Below are 13,839 nucleotides of genomic sequence, written 5' to 3'. Positions count from 1 at the left end.
TCCGGCTCGGCGCCCGCCGCATTCCAACGGATACGGGCCAGCGCCTGCCGCTGACTTTCTATGGTCCCGCAGGCAGCATCAGCACCTTCAGCGCTGCCGATGCGCTTGATGGCAAGCTGCCGGCGGATGCCATCACCGGCAAGGTAGTGGTGATCGGCGCGACCGTGACCGGCGGCGGCGATGTCTTCCCCACGCCGTTCGATCCCATCCTGCCGGGTGTCGAAGTCATGTCGACGGCAATCACGCATCTGATAGCAGGCGATGGCATGGTGCGCGACAGCAGGACACGGCAGGCGGATGCCGGCATTGCGATAGCCTTGCCTGTTCTTCTCGTCGCACTGGTCGCATGGAGCCGCAGTGCCCTCGGCTTCGTCATCATCAGCCTAGCGGTCATTGTGTGGGCGATGCTCAACCTTGCAGCCTTCGCGAACGGCTACTGGCTGAGTGCTGCATTGCCGATTGCGGCCGCCCTCCCACCCGCAGTTATTTTCGGTGCCGCAGAACTCTGGCGCGACCGCGGCCGTGCGCGGCACTTCGCCGATCAGTCCGAGCGGCTGCAACGCATCGAAGCGCCGGGCCTGGGCGAGTGGCTGGCGCGCGACCCGGCGTTTCTGGCCGAGCCGGTGCGTCAGAATGCTTCCGTCGTCTTCATCGACCTTTCGGGTTTCACCGGTCTCAGCGAAGCCGTCGGACCGGCCGCAGTGCGGGAAATCCTCAGCAGCTTCTTCGAACTCATCGACGAGGAAGTGCGGCTGCTTGGCGGGGCGATCACCAGCTTCATGGGCGACGGCGCCATGATCCTCTTCGGGCTGCCGGAACCGGCGGCCGACGATGCGGCGCGGGCAGCAGCCAGCGCCGTTAGGCTTGCCGACCGCACGCGCCTCTTCCTTGCAGGCCATCCGGAGCTTCGCCGCAGGAAGATAGGCTTCAAGCTCGGTGCCCATTGCGGCCCGATCGTCGCATCTCGTCTCGGCAGCGGCGACCGCCAGCAGATCACCGCAACGGGCGATACCGTTAATGTCGCCCAACGGCTCATGGAGGTGGCGGCGAGCCGCGGGGCAGAGCTTGCACTCAGTGCCAGCCTGCTCGACGCCGCCGGTCCGGATGCCGTTCCGTCGCAGGCGGGGCGGTTGACCGGACCGTTCGAGACGAAGCTTCGCGGGCGCTCCGGCAGCATCGCCATCTACACATGGCGCGGCGAGACACTTTGACATTCGCAGCCGGAGCGAGTAGGAACGGCCCAACTCTTCGGCCGGACGATTCCGGCTACGGTGCGTTACGCGCCTGACAGCTCCGAAAGATCGAATAAAATGACTGACTATAACGGCGTCTCTCCGGCGATCGCCAAGGCGTTGCAGAAGCGCGGCTATACCGAGCTCACCCCCGTCCAGAAGGCGATGCTCGATCCGGCGCTCGTTACATCGGACGCCCTCGTTTCCGCACAGACCGGCTCGGGCAAGACCGTCGCATTCGGGCTTGCACTCGCCCCTACACTTCTTGGAAGCGCGGAGCGGTTTGGCCCCGCCGCTGCTCCGGTTGCCCTCGTCATCGCGCCGACGCGCGAACTGGCGCTGCAAGTGAAGCGCGAGCTGGAATGGCTTTACGAAATGACAGGCGCCGTCATCGCGAGCTGTGTCGGCGGCATGGATATCCGTAGCGAGCGTCGAGCGCTGGAGCGTGGCGCACATATCGTCGTCGGCACGCCGGGACGTCTCTGCGACCACATCCGCCGCAACGCTCTGGATATGAGCGAACTCAAGGCGGCGGTGCTGGATGAGGCGGACGAGATGCTCGATCTCGGCTTCCGCGAAGATCTGGAATTCATCCTTGAATCGGCACCGGACGAGCGCCGCACGCTGATGTTCTCCGCGACCGTGCCTGCTGCCATCGCCAAGCTCGCGAAGAGCTATCAGCGCAATGCGGTGCGCATCAGCACGCAGGCGGAAGAAAAGCAACATATCGATATCGAATATCGCGCGCTCGTCGTTTCACCTGCTGACCGCGAAAACGCTATTATAAACGTGCTGCGCTACTACGAGGCGCGCAATGCGATCGTCTTTTGTTCGACGCGCGCGGCCGTCAATCACCTGACGGCCCGGTTCCACAACCGCAATTTCAATGTCGTCGCTCTCTCCGGCGAACTGACGCAGAACGAGCGCAGCCATGCGCTGCAGGCGATGCGCGACGGACGTGCGCGCGTCTGCATCGCGACCGACGTTGCAGCCCGCGGCATCGACCTGCCGGGCCTCGACCTCGTCGTGCATGCCGATCTGCCGACCAATCCGGAAACGCTGCTGCATCGCAGCGGCCGAACGGGTCGCGCAGGACGCAAGGGCGTCAGCGCGCTCATCGTGCCGCTCAACGTGCGCCGCAAGGCCGAACGGCTGCTCGACAATGCCGGTATCGCCGCCACCTGGGCACGGCCGCCCTCCGTCGAGGAAGTAACGGAGCGTGACGACGAGCGGTTGCTCGCCGATCCGATCTTTGCCGACAAGCCGCAGGACGAAGAGCAGGGGCTGGTGCAGAAGCTCATCGAAAGCCACGGCGCCGAGGCACTTGCTGCCGCTTTCGTGCGCCTTTATCGCGCCAACCAGTCGGCACCGGAAGACCTGATCGAGGTTTCAGTACAGGACGACCGCGCCCGCAAGCGCCGCGACAATGGCGAACCGCGCGAATTCGCGCCGGCGCAGAAGGGACCGCGTGACGATTTCGGCCCGAGTGTCTGGTTCTCCGTCTCCGTCGGCCGCAAGCAGAATGCCGAACCGCGCTGGCTGATCCCGATGCTCTGCCGCAACGGCAATCTCACCAAGCGCGAGATCGGTGCGATCAAGATGCAGCCGGACGAGACCTTCGTGGAAATCGCCGCCGACAGCGCCGACAGTTTCCTCGGCACTCTCGGCCCGAACAAGACGATGGAGCGCGGCATCCGCGTCGTCAGGCTGAACGGTACGCCCGACTTCAGCAAGCCGGCCAAGCCTGCCTATGCGAAGAAGTCCTTCGAAGAGCAGGGCGATGATCGGTTCCGTGGCGACAAGCCGAAGGGCAAGTTCGGCAAGGACAGGCCCGCAGGTGCGGAACGTCAGGACGACAAGCCCTGGACGAAGAAACCGGCCAAACCGAAATTCGAAGGCGGCAAGAACAAGTTCGAAGGCGGCAACAGGTCCGACGGCGCCAAATTCGATGGCGGCAGGGGCAAATTCGCCAAGAAGAAAGACCGCTGAGGCGGTCGCCGACCGCACCGGTAAGGCGATGCGGCCGGTAGGCAGCGAAAGTCTCAGCTATGTTCGCTGGAACCGGCTGCTGCGAGGATGAGATCGGCGACGGCGCGCGGCTGGGAAATCAGCGAAACGTGGCTGGCGTCGAGTTCGATCGTCGTCGCGTTCATGCGCTTCGCCATGAAGCGTTCGAGATCGGGATTGATGGTGCGGTCATTCTTCGAAACCGCGTACCAGGATGGCTTGGAGCGCCAGGCAGCGACTGTTGTCTTGGCAGTGAACAGCGTATCTGAAATGCGGCCCTGCACGGCATAGAGCGCCTTGGCGCGGGCAACCGGCAGATCGCCGGCGAAATCCCTTACGAAAGCCTCCTCACTCAACTGGGCATAACCGGCGGCGTGAACGAGGCCGGCGCTGGCAGGCGGCGTTGGATACTGCTTGGCGAGCGCGGTATAATCCTCGCCGGCGTCAGGCGCGCGGGCAGCGATATAGACGAGTGCCGTCACCTTCGGATCGACACCGGCTTCGGTGACGAGCATGCCGGAATAGGAGTGGCCGGCGAGCACAGTCGGGCCGTCCATCAGCGCCAGGATACGCTTGGTGGCTTCGACATCGTCAGCAAAGGAAGTGAGGGGGTTCTGCACGGCCATGACATTGAGGCCAGCGGCCTGGAGATGAGGGATGACATCCAGCCAGCAGGATGCATCGGCATAGGCGCCATGGACGAGAACGACATTCTTCGCCTTGACGACGGTGGCGGCCCGGCCGGCAGCCGGAAACATGCTGAGTGCGGCCCCTGCAACAAGCGCGGCCGAGAATGAGCGTCTGGTGATCGGTTGCATAATGGAGTCCTCCGGCTTCTAGGAAAAGGGGGGCGATGTCCCCAAGGGATCGCTGGAGCAAAGTTACGCCGAGACGTGAAGCTCCATAACTATACAAAGGTCCAGCGAGGTATTATGCCCCGGCTCAAGGCCAGGTGGCCTGTCGCAACGAGGGCAATCGACACCAGATGAGACCGGCTTCCGCAGATGATCGTCCTGAGCTGACGACCTTCATCAAGACAAATCTGCCGCTTGCGGGCGTGCCGTCGATACCTGACGTAAGGCTGCATATTGCGACACCGAGGAGCGGCCTCTATCGCCTTGCAATGGCTGACGATTCCGATATGGCACCGCCTTATTGGGCCTACCCTTGGGCGGGTGGGGCGGTGCTCGCTCGCTATCTTTTCGACCATCCCGAAGAGATGGCGGGCAAGCATGTCGTCGATCTCGGCACCGGCTCTGGCCTTGTTGCCATCGCGGCCATGAAATGTGGTGCGGCCCATGTGCTGGCTATCGATATCGATGCAAAGGCGATCGTTGCGGCGCGGCTGAATGCCGAGGCGAACGATGTCGTGATCGAGACGCGGCTCGGCGACATTATCAGCGACGCACCACCTCACGCCGACATGATTCTGGCCGGTGATGTCTTCTATGACGATGTCCTGGCGGAGCGTATGCTGCCTTTCCTTGAACGTTGCCGCGCAGCCGGCATCGACGTGCTCATCGGCGATCCGGGGAGGGCGCCTCTGCCCGCAGGTTCGCTGGAAAAAATTGCAGAATATCCGGTGCCGGATTTCGGCGGGAGTGCACAAGGTACGGCCGCTGATAGCACGGTCTTCCGCTTGAGATAAGCGCGATCGCGTGGCGCGCGATCGGGCAGCGGCGGCGATCCAGGCCTTGCGACGGCAACCGTCATTCTCGGCGCGAGCGTGCTGGCGCAGCTCTGCTTCTGGATTGTCGTCGCTTCCGGAAATGTCAGGCGAGGAGATCTGGCCGCAGAAGCATGACCGGGCAGGTGGCCCCTGCCGGCAGTTCCGGCGCATGCGGCGGGCGGATGATGAGGCAGTCCGAACGGGCAAAGGTCTTCATCATCGATGAATCCTGCTTGTCGAAGGGTTCGGCCAGCCAATTGCCGGCAGCGGATTTCGAAAGCCTAGCGCGGACATAGTCCTGCCGCTGGTCATTGGCACGCAGGGTAACCGCGGCTTCCACCGTTGCCTCGCGCTGCACCGGGGGCAGGGAGGCGAGCTTGCGGATCAGCGGCTCGAGGAACAGCAACGAGCAGACGAGGCTCGAGACCGGATTGCCGGGCAGGCCGAGCACGTGGGTCCCGCCGAAACTGCCGACCATCAGCGGCTTACCGGGGCGCATGGCGATGCGCCAGAAATCGAGCTGCATGCCGGCCTCGATCAAGGTGGCCTGCACCAGATCGTGGTCGCCGACCGAAGCGCCGCCAAGCGTGACGATGACGTCGACTTTGGCGCCCCGCGCCCTGTCGATCGCCGCGGTGATCCTGGCCTTGTCGTCAGACACGATGCCGAGATCAAGCACATCGGCGCCGGCTCTGCGGGCGAGGGCGGCAACACCAAACGTATTTGACGCGATGATCTGCGAAGGGCCGGGCGTGCTTCCAGGCGGCAATAATTCATCGCCGGTTGCGAGGATTGCGACCAGCGGACGGCGCAGCACCTCGACGTCAGGCCGGTTCATGCCGGCAGCGACCGTCAACCGCGAGAAATCGAGAGCGGTGCCGGCGGTAAGCACGGCTTCGCCTTCGGCAAAATCCTGGCCGCGGGGGCGCACATGCTGGCCCTGACGGACTGCGAATTTGGTTCGGATGCCGCCTTCGATCTTTTCGGCGTCCTCCTGCAGCAGCACGCTATCGGCGCCCGCGGGGATGGGCGCGCCGGTGAAGATGCGGACGGCCTCGCCGCGGCCGATGCTTCCCTCGAAGCCGTGGCCGGCGGAAGACGTGCCGATGACTTTCAGCACGGCGCCTGGCTCCGGCGCATCTTCGCGGCGCAACGCGTAACCATCCATGGCAGATGCATTGAAGGGCGGCTGGGTCAGACCTGCCGTCAGATCGACGGCAAGCACGCGCCCTTCAGCCTCAGCGAGCGACAGAGTTTCGGAGGCCGTGACGAGCTTTGCGCGGGAGAGTAGGCGGTTCTGGGCCTCGGCGACGGGTAGAAGGTTCATCTTGCCTCCGGATGGCGAAAATCGCCGGATTTGCCGCCGGATTTTTCGAGCAGCCTGATGCCGCCGATTTCCATTGCCTTGTCGGCCGCCTTGGCCATGTCGTAGATCGTGAGACAAGCGACCGAGACGGCGGTCAGCGCCTCCATCTCCACACCGGTCCTGCCGGTGAGCTTGGCGGTTGCTGTGACGCGCAGACCAGGCAGGGCGGCGTCTTCCTCTATCTCGACCGTGACCTTTGTCAGCATCAGCGGATGGCAGAGCGGGATGAGATCGGCGGTGCGTTTGGCAGCCATGATGCCGGCAAGGCGGGCGGTGCCGATGACGTCACCCTTCTTGGCATTGCCTTCTCGAATGAGCGCAAGCGTTTCCGGCGCCATCTTCACATGGCCTTCGGCCGTGGCGATGCGCACGGTCTCGGCCTTGTCGGAGACATCGACCATATGCGCCTCGCCGGAGGCGCCGATATGGGTCAGGCCGAGCTTTTCGCCGCTCATGTCATTCAGCCGCGATGGCGGCTTCACCAAACAGCAGAGCGCGGGTGGCTGCCGTCACGTCCTCCTTGCGCATCAGGCTTTCGCCGACGAGGAAGCTATTGATGTCAACGGCCTGCAGGCGCTTGCAATCCTCATTGGTGAAGATGCCGCTTTCGCCGACCAGAAGCCGGTCATCAGGAACCATTGATGCCAGCGTCTCGCTGACCGTGAGACTGACTTCGAAGGTGCGGAGATTGCGGTTGTTGATACCGACGAGCGGCGAAGACAGCTTCAAAGCGCGTTCCATTTCCGGGGCATCATGAACCTCGACCAGCACGTCCATGCCGAGCGAGAAGGCCTCGTCCTGCAGGCGCTCTGCATCGTCATCCGTCAGCGAGGCCATGATGAGCAGAATGCAGTCGGCACCCCAGGCGCGGGCCTCATGGACCTGATAGGTCTCGAACATGAAATCCTTGCGCAGCGCGGGCAGGGCGCAAGCGGCGCGCGCTGCTGTCAGGAATTCCGGCGCTCCCCGGAAGCTCGGCGTATCCGTCAGCACCGACAGGCAGGCAGCGCCACCGGCTTCGTATGCCCTAGCGAGTGCCGGCGGATCGAAATCCGGACGGATGAGGCCCTTGGAGGGGCTTGCCTTCTTGATCTCGGCAATCAGGCCGATCTGGCCGGCATCGCGCTTGGCGACGAGCGCCTTGTGGAAACCACGCGGCGCGGACTGCCCGGCCTGCATAGCCTTGAGATCGGCAAGCGAGGTCTTCGCCTTGGCCGCAGAGATTTCCTCACGCTTATAGGCTTCGATTTTCTTCAGGATATCAGTCATGAGACAATCCTAGTCGATATCGTTGGAAACGGCGATCAGTTTGTCGAGCGCAGATGCGGTTGCGCCGCTGTTGAGCGATTCCGTTGCAAGCTTCATGCCGTCACGGATCGTCTCTGCCTTGCCCGCGATGACGAGCGACGCGGCGGCATTGGCGAGCGCGATATCGCGGTAAGCGTTCTTGGCGCCGCCCAGCACCTCGCGCAGGGCTGCTGCATTGACGGTGCCGTCGCCGCCCTTGATCTCGGCGAGCATGCGAGGCGCCACACCGAAATCGGCGGGCGACAGCTCGAAAGTGCGGATCTTGCCGTTTTCGAGGGCCGCGACGCTGGTCGTGCCGGTCGTCGTGATTTCATCGAGGCCGTCGCCGTGGACGACCCACACACTTTCGGCGCCGAGGTCGCGCATGACCTCGGCAAGCGGCACGACCCATTGCGGCGCGAAGACGCCGAGAAGCTGACGCTTGACGCCAGCCGGATTGGAGAGGGGACCAAGCAGGTTGAAGATGGTGCGCGTGCCGAGCTCGACGCGCGTCGGGCCGACGTGACGCATGGCGGAATGATGCTGCTGCGCGAACATGAAGCCGACTCCGGCTTCGGCGATGCAGCGGGAGATCATCTCCGGGGTGACCTCGAGATTGACGCCAAGCGCCGCAAGACTGTCAGCGGCACCGGATTTCGAGCTCAACGCCCTATTACCATGCTTGGCGACCGGAACGCCGGCGCCGGCGACGATGAGCGCCGCCAGCGTCGAGATGTTGTAGGTGCCGCTGGCGTCGCCGCCGGTGCCGACGATATCGATCGCGTCGGCGGGTGCTTTCACCCGCAGCATCTTGGAGCGCATCGTGGTGACGGCGCCGACGATCTCGTCAACCGTCTCGCCGCGGACGCGGAGCGCCATCAGGAAACCGCCGATCTGCGAAGGCGTTGCCTGACCGGACATCAGGATATCGAAGGCCTGGCGAGCCTCGTCACGGGTCAGTGGCTCACGGCTAGCTGCCTTGGCCAGAAGCGGCTTCAGATCGGTCATGCGTCGCTTCTCCCTAGCGGACGGTTGCCTGTTCGGCGAGGGTCCGGTTGACCTCTGTACCATACTGGCTCTGCAACAGGTTGACCATCTGATCGAGAATGTCGTCACCGGCCTGATTTGCGATGGCGGCGATCTGCTGGTCGCGGTTGTTCAAGGCATCGGTCGTCGGCTCTTCGTTGACGTCGGTCACCTTCAGCAGGATCTGCGTGCTCGGATCCGCGCCGACGGCCGTTGCGACGGTATCTACAGGACCGGAGAAGGCGGCGTTGATGCCGGCGCGGCCGAGAACCGGATCATCGGTCGAGCGGGTAAAGCCGCTCTTGCTTTCGACGGCGATACCAAGCGGGGCGGCGATATCGGCAAGCGCGGTGCCCTTCTGCGCCTCGGCCTTCAGCTCGCCGGCCTTTTTGGCAAGTTCGGCCTTCTGCTGCTCGGCGGTCCAGTCCTGAACGGCCTTGTCACGCACTTCGGCAAGCGGGCGGTCACGTTCCGGCATGACGTCGCGCACGTCGAACCAGACATAGCCGTCATTGCCGACGGAAATGGCGGCCGCATCGGCACCGACATCGGTCTTGAAGGCTTCCGGCAGAAGCTGCTGCTGGGCCGGAATATCCTTGACCGGATTGCCGTCCTTGTCTGCACCCGTCATGTCGATGGCATCAATGACGACAGCCTTCAGCTTGAGCTGGCTGGCGATCTCTTCGAGGGACGTGCCGCCGGCGCGCATATCCTCGATGCGGTCGTGAACGTTGATGACCTCCTGCGAGGCATTGGCAACCGAAAGCTGTTTGCGGAGCTCTTCCTTGACCTCATCGAAGCTCTTGGTGGTCTCCGGCTTGATATTGGTCACACGCAGGATGACAGGACCGAAGGTGCCGTCGACGACAGGTGTGGTGCCGCCATCCGTCTTCACCGCGAAAGCGGCTTCGGCCACGGCCTGGTCCGGAACCTTGTCCTTGGCGAATTCGCCGAGCAGCACATCGCTTGCAGTCTTGCCCTGGTCGGTGACAAGCTGATCGAAGCTCGTGCCGCTCTTCAGCGCGGTTTCAGCCGCATTGGCGAGATCCTTGCTGGCGAAGGTGAGCTGCTCGAGCGTGCGGCTTTCCGGCGTCGTGTAGGCGGCCTTCGCCTTGTCGAAGGCTTCCTTAATCTGATCGTCGGTGACGGTCGTGGGATCGGCGATGTCATCAGGCTGAAGCTTCAGATAGGCGATCTTGCGATATTCCGGCGCGCGATAGCGCTGCTTGACGTCTTCGAACCACTTGGCGAGCACGTCATCGGCCGGCGCCTTGATCGGTTCGATATTGGCGTTGGTGAGCAGCAGGTAATCGACGCTGCGGCTCTCGTTGCCGTAGAGTTTCAGCGCGTTGACGAGAGTCGCAGGCGCCTGGAAGCCGTTGGAGACGGCTTCGATGATCTGGCTGCGGATAGCCTGCTTGCTGCGATCCTTGATATAGTCGTCTTCCCGAATGCCGGCATTGCGCAGACGAGAGGTGAAAAGCGAGCGGTCGAACTGGCCGTTGATTGCCTTGAAGGCCGGATCGTCGCCGATCAGCTGGGCGAGGCGGTCTTCGGAAAGGCCGAGGCCCATGTCATCGGCAAGCTGGTCCAGCGAGGCGCCGGCCACGAGTTGGGCAAGCACCTGCTCTTCAACGCCGAAAGCACGGGCCTGCTCCGGCGTCAGGCGCACACCGTATTGCTGGCCGAGTTGGGCAACCTGGCGCTGGTAGGCGAGGCGGAATTCATTGACATCCACATGCTGGTCGCCGACGGTGACCACCGTCGTGCTGTTGCCGCCGCTTATCAGCTCACGCGACACGCCCCAGATGCCGAAGGACGCGACGAGCAGGAGCAGGAGCAGTTTGGCAACCCAGGTCTGAGCAGCTCTTCTCAGAAGATGGAACATGGAAACGCAAACCTCGCATTATCATTGGCCCAGAAGGGCAGACATTCGTCGTTCCATAAAACAAAGCTGCGAGGAAATGAAGGCTTGTCGCACGAAAAGCTTGCGGGGCTTGCACACGCTCTCGCTAACCCGCGGCGAGCGACAAAAGATGCTTGATTGCGGAACCTTTACAGCATTCATTTCGTTGAAGCGGCATTCCATCAAACAGGAGCAGACCATGGCCGAATTGAAAACCGCTTCCGCCGAATCCACCGCTGCGCGCGTCAAGGCCGAAGTTGCCGCCGACGATCTGTCCGCGCAGGTTGCTGCGTTACGCGAGGATCTGGCCCGCCTTTCGGAGAGCGTGATCGCGCTGGGGCAGGGCGCAAAGACCGCAGTGACCGACGAAGCCTCGGTCATGACCGAGCGCGTCCGCGACAAGGTGCGTGAAGAGCCGCTGACCGCAATCGCCATTACGGCAGGCGTCGCCTACCTCTTCGGTCTCCTCAGCCGCCGATAGACGAAAAAAGCCGGACGCGCACGACGTCCGGCTTTCAAACTTTTTCTGGCAATCTTTTCCGTGTCAGGTCAGCGGCGGATGACGCGTCCGATCGCAATCAGAATGCATGCGCCGACAAAGCCCGTAATCAGGTATCCGAGCCAGCCGCTGAGTAGCGGGATGTGAAGGATACCGAGAATCCAGTTGGCGACAATCGCGCCTATGATACCGAGCAATATGTTCATGAACACGCCCATATTGCTGTTCATGAACTTCTCCGCCAGCCATCCGGCGAAGCCGCCGATGATGATAGCTGCAATCCAACCTACACTTTCGTTTTCCATGGCAATCTCCCCTCCTGGGTAAAACGTGAGATAAAACGCGCACAATCGAAAAAAGTTCCGCCGTGGCAACGGCTTAGCGCTATCAGGGGTGAAGCAATGTCACCGGCGTGGAAAATGTGTGAGCCGCGATCTGAAACATCCGTCCCGAAAAGGCCGGCGCAGCAAAACCTACCGGCATCAGCAAACTCTTCGTGAACATCAAATCCTCCCTCTATCAGAAGCAAGCTTAGTTCATCGCCTCAACTGCGCAAGCCGCTTATTAATAAGTAGTTAGGTATGAGTTTAAGTAAAATTGTCGCGTCGCAATATGCGCTATGTCTAATATAAACTCATTTGGAATCGGGCTTTCTCAATTTGCATTAGCAACATTCATTCAACGCCAACTGGAGGAGACTGATATGCCCCCTCCCGCCGCGTCGAGCATGTGGAAGCAGCCCGACTGGCGCCCGACGGCCAAATTTGCGCGGAATACCGTCTCTGACTGCGGCACGGCAAGGTTGCATCTCAATTGAAGAGCGTCGATCTAAGACATACCCAATAGAGTACAGCAACCTTAAAAACAATTCGAGTTTTCATGCTTCTTTTTACGCAGGATTAACCCAACCTGACGTCAATTCATAGCTAACAGAATCTCAAGAAGCACGATTCATCGACCCTGCCGTTTCTCGTATTTCGGGCCGCATATGTCTTCTATTAACACAAACTACTCCAGCATCGCGGCGTTACAAACCCTCCGGTCTGCGACTGCAGGTCTCCATGCGACACAGAATAAGGTTTCAAGCGGCCTGCGCATCGAGAAGGCGTCCGACAATGCGGCCTATTGGTCTGTCGCAACGGCGATGCGCACGGATAACAGGGCGCTTTCGGCCGTGTCCGACGCATTGGGTCTGGGAGAAGCGCTGGTCGACACCAGCTCTACAGCTCTCGCCTCGATCATCGACATCATAGGCGACATGAAAGCCAAGCTGATCGCCGCGACAGAGAAGAGCATTGACAAGGCGAAGATCCAGGATGAAATCAGTGCACTGGGCGGCAGGCTTCTGGCCACCGCCGCCTCGACCTCCTTTTCCGGTGAGAACTGGCTGAACACTGATGTTCCTGGTCTCGACACGCTTACCAAGTATGACAAAAGCATCGTTTCTGCCTTCATTCGCGGAGCCGACAATAGCGTCAGTGTCGGCACGACAGATGTCGATCTGACACAGCTGGTGCTTTTCAACTCGACGGGGGGAGGGTTGCTGCAGGCCGATGCGAAATCGCTCGGCATGATCGGCGGATTGCGGAATGCCGACTTCACCGGGAGCGGACAAGCAGGTTACAGCGCTTATCGCTTCTCCGGCCCCAGCACGCTGCCGGACCCAAGCCTTGCCGCCTTCACGGCAACGGACAGGCTAACGTTCGATCTCACCGTCGACGGCACCGAAACACGCATGGTGACGATCGACAAGAATACCATCGATTCCGCATTGGGAACGAGCAATGGCATGATCAACAGCGCCGATGATTTCGCCAGGGTCATCGGCACGGCCATATCCAATATGGGCTGGTCACCAGGCACGGTCACTTCGTTGGCGGGAAATCTTGTCTTCTTCAGCGGCGAGATCCCCGGCGCCAGTGAATCGAGCATGGTCGTTTCGAACGTGACGTCGACGCTCTCAGCCGGTTATGCTTTCTGGCTTGATGCTGTAGCGTTGAATCGACAGGACGGCACTGTCGCGGCCGCTCAGTTCGCGTTTTCTGGCCCTTTCTTCGTCCATCGTGACGTCAAGTTTTCCTTCAGCGTACAGGTCAATAATAGCGCGGCGAAAGCCGTCACCATCGACCGCAATCTGGTCGACAGCGTCCTCGGCACGAGCGATGGAAAAATCAATACCGCCGGCGACTATGCGCGCATGTTGAACGCTGCGCTCGCAGGAACCGGGATGCAGGTTTCCTCCGCAGGCGCCAGTGTCATTCTTCAGGCAGATGCCGCCATGTATCCCGAAAAGGGCGCAACGCGATCGAGTGTCCGTCTTTTCGGCGTCAGCGACAATATCGGCTTCGCCCCGAATTTCGATATTACCAACATCGACATCACGAACCCCGCCAACGACCTGCAGAACTATATCGGCGGCATCAACATGATGGAGCAGAAGGTCACCAAGGCCGCGGCCTATATGGGTGACATCGGCAAGCGCCTCAACATGCAGGACAATTTCGTCAATTCGCTGCAGGACGCAGTCGCAAGTGGCATCGGGCGGCTCATCGATGCCGATATGGAAGAGGAATCCTCACGACTGACGGCCCTGCAGAGCCAACAGCAGCTCGCCCTTCAATCTCTCTGGATCGCCAACAGCGCGCCGCAGAACGTGCTCGAGCTCTTCCAGTAGCGCGACGTTCAGCACCAACATTGCCGCGGCCGGGTGAATCTCCGGAAGCTGCCGGAATGGCTCGTCGGGGATGCGTCACGACCTCGCATCGGTGACCGTAGTTTGCTGCCGGCCAGCGGATAAGAGACATTCCACCGTGGGCCTCGCGATGGAGACTCCTATCGCAAAGTCGG

12 protein-coding genes and 1 riboswitch are annotated in these 13,839 nt (G+C 61.7%); of the genes, 5 read left to right on the top strand and 7 right to left on the bottom strand.

Annotated elements, in window-relative coordinates; genetic code table 11:
* Positions 1-62: 62 nt before the first annotated feature.
* Positions 63-146, bottom strand: a riboswitch (Fluoride riboswitch).
* A 3-nt stretch (positions 147-149) separates the two neighbouring features.
* Positions 150-1,211, top strand: a complete 1,062-nt coding sequence (locus tag ACK9YZ_RS08455) for an adenylate/guanylate cyclase domain-containing protein (protein WP_416066257.1) — start codon at positions 150-152, stop codon at positions 1,209-1,211.
* A 99-nt stretch (positions 1,212-1,310) separates the two neighbouring features.
* A complete protein-coding gene (locus ACK9YZ_RS08450) occupies positions 1,311-3,221 on the top strand; it encodes a DEAD/DEAH box helicase (protein WP_216758039.1) in 1,911 nt (636 codons plus the stop codon).
* A gap of 53 nt (positions 3,222-3,274) precedes the next feature.
* Here ACK9YZ_RS08450 and ACK9YZ_RS08445 read toward each other — a convergent pair whose 3' ends face one another.
* Positions 3,275-4,057 carry an alpha/beta fold hydrolase gene (locus tag ACK9YZ_RS08445; protein WP_216758038.1) on the bottom strand — a complete coding sequence of 261 codons (783 nt, stop codon included), beginning with the start codon at positions 4,055-4,057 and terminating at the stop codon, positions 3,275-3,277.
* Positions 4,058-4,224: 167 nt separating this feature from the next.
* Between ACK9YZ_RS08445 and ACK9YZ_RS08440 the strand changes: the two genes are divergently transcribed.
* Complete coding sequence (locus ACK9YZ_RS08440) at positions 4,225-4,887, top strand: class I SAM-dependent methyltransferase (protein ID WP_416066256.1); 663 nt, start codon at positions 4,225-4,227, stop codon at positions 4,885-4,887.
* A 124-nt stretch (positions 4,888-5,011) separates the two neighbouring features.
* Here ACK9YZ_RS08440 and glp read toward each other — a convergent pair whose 3' ends face one another.
* The 5 genes from glp to ACK9YZ_RS08415 are packed head-to-tail and all read right to left on the bottom strand — an operon-like array spanning position 5,012 to position 10,475.
* Positions 5,012-6,235: a gephyrin-like molybdotransferase Glp gene (glp, locus tag ACK9YZ_RS08435; protein ID WP_416066255.1), complete on the bottom strand. Its 1,224-nt coding sequence runs from the start codon at positions 6,233-6,235 to the stop codon at positions 5,012-5,014.
* On the bottom strand, positions 6,232-6,729 hold the full coding sequence (moaC, locus tag ACK9YZ_RS08430) for a cyclic pyranopterin monophosphate synthase MoaC (RefSeq protein WP_216758035.1): 498 nt from the start codon (positions 6,727-6,729) through the stop codon (positions 6,232-6,234). The genes glp and moaC overlap by 4 nt, the downstream gene beginning before the upstream one ends.
* A 1-nt stretch (position 6,730) precedes the next feature.
* Positions 6,731-7,543 (bottom strand): indole-3-glycerol phosphate synthase TrpC, encoded by an 813-nt coding sequence (gene trpC / locus ACK9YZ_RS08425; RefSeq protein ID WP_416066254.1) that lies wholly within the window; start codon positions 7,541-7,543, stop codon positions 6,731-6,733.
* Between the two features lie 9 nt (positions 7,544-7,552).
* On the bottom strand, positions 7,553-8,569 hold the full coding sequence (gene trpD / locus ACK9YZ_RS08420) for an anthranilate phosphoribosyltransferase (protein ID WP_216758033.1): 1,017 nt from the start codon (positions 8,567-8,569) through the stop codon (positions 7,553-7,555).
* 13 nt (positions 8,570-8,582) lie between these two features.
* Positions 8,583-10,475, bottom strand: a complete 1,893-nt coding sequence (locus ACK9YZ_RS08415; protein ID WP_416066253.1) for a SurA N-terminal domain-containing protein — start codon at positions 10,473-10,475, stop codon at positions 8,583-8,585.
* Positions 10,476-10,692: 217 nt separating this feature from the next.
* On the opposite strand from ACK9YZ_RS08415, the gene ACK9YZ_RS08410 reads away from it, so the two are divergent.
* Entirely contained in the window at positions 10,693-10,974 is a 282-nt protein-coding gene (locus ACK9YZ_RS08410) for a hypothetical protein (RefSeq protein WP_216758031.1), read from the top strand.
* Positions 10,975-11,042: 68 nt separating this feature from the next.
* On the opposite strand, the gene ACK9YZ_RS08405 is transcribed toward ACK9YZ_RS08410, so the two are convergent.
* A complete protein-coding gene (locus ACK9YZ_RS08405; RefSeq protein WP_216758030.1) occupies positions 11,043-11,297 on the bottom strand; it encodes a GlsB/YeaQ/YmgE family stress response membrane protein in 255 nt (84 codons plus the stop codon).
* 683 nt (positions 11,298-11,980) lie between these two features.
* Here ACK9YZ_RS08405 and ACK9YZ_RS08400 point away from each other — a divergent pair.
* The gene (locus ACK9YZ_RS08400) at positions 11,981-13,666 is read left to right on the top strand and encodes a flagellin (protein ID WP_416066252.1); all 1,686 of its coding nucleotides are present in this window, start codon (positions 11,981-11,983) and stop codon (positions 13,664-13,666) included.
* Positions 13,667-13,839: the final 173 nt, after the last annotated feature.

The sequence above is a fragment of the Rhizobium sp. ZK1 genome, assembly GCF_047782645.1.
Lineage (GTDB): Bacteria > Pseudomonadota > Alphaproteobacteria > Rhizobiales > Rhizobiaceae > Rhizobium.
This window is presented reverse-complemented; position numbering and strand designations above follow the sequence as displayed.

Excerpts from the sequence above, each read along its gene's own strand:
- ACK9YZ_RS08450 (WP_216758039.1), top strand. The coding sequence starts at position 1,311 with ATGACTGACTATAACGGCGTCTCTCCGGCGATCGCCAAGGCGTTGCAG.
- ACK9YZ_RS08445 (WP_216758038.1), bottom strand. The coding sequence starts at position 4,057 with ATGCAACCGATCACCAGACGCTCATTCTCGGCCGCGCTTGTTGCAGGG.
- ACK9YZ_RS08440 (WP_416066256.1), top strand. The coding sequence starts at position 4,225 with ATGAGACCGGCTTCCGCAGATGATCGTCCTGAGCTGACGACCTTCATC.
- glp (WP_416066255.1), bottom strand. The coding sequence starts at position 6,235 with ATGAACCTTCTACCCGTCGCCGAGGCCCAGAACCGCCTACTCTCCCGC.
- moaC (WP_216758035.1), bottom strand. The coding sequence starts at position 6,729 with ATGAGCGGCGAAAAGCTCGGCCTGACCCATATCGGCGCCTCCGGCGAG.
- trpC (WP_416066254.1), bottom strand. The coding sequence starts at position 7,543 with ATGACTGATATCCTGAAGAAAATCGAAGCCTATAAGCGTGAGGAAATC.
- trpD (WP_216758033.1), bottom strand. The coding sequence starts at position 8,569 with ATGACCGATCTGAAGCCGCTTCTGGCCAAGGCAGCTAGCCGTGAGCCA.
- ACK9YZ_RS08415 (WP_416066253.1), bottom strand. The coding sequence starts at position 10,475 with ATGTTCCATCTTCTGAGAAGAGCTGCTCAGACCTGGGTTGCCAAACTG.
- ACK9YZ_RS08410 (WP_216758031.1), top strand. The coding sequence starts at position 10,693 with ATGGCCGAATTGAAAACCGCTTCCGCCGAATCCACCGCTGCGCGCGTC.
- ACK9YZ_RS08405 (WP_216758030.1), bottom strand. The coding sequence starts at position 11,297 with ATGGAAAACGAAAGTGTAGGTTGGATTGCAGCTATCATCATCGGCGGC.
- ACK9YZ_RS08400 (WP_416066252.1), top strand. The coding sequence starts at position 11,981 with ATGTCTTCTATTAACACAAACTACTCCAGCATCGCGGCGTTACAAACC.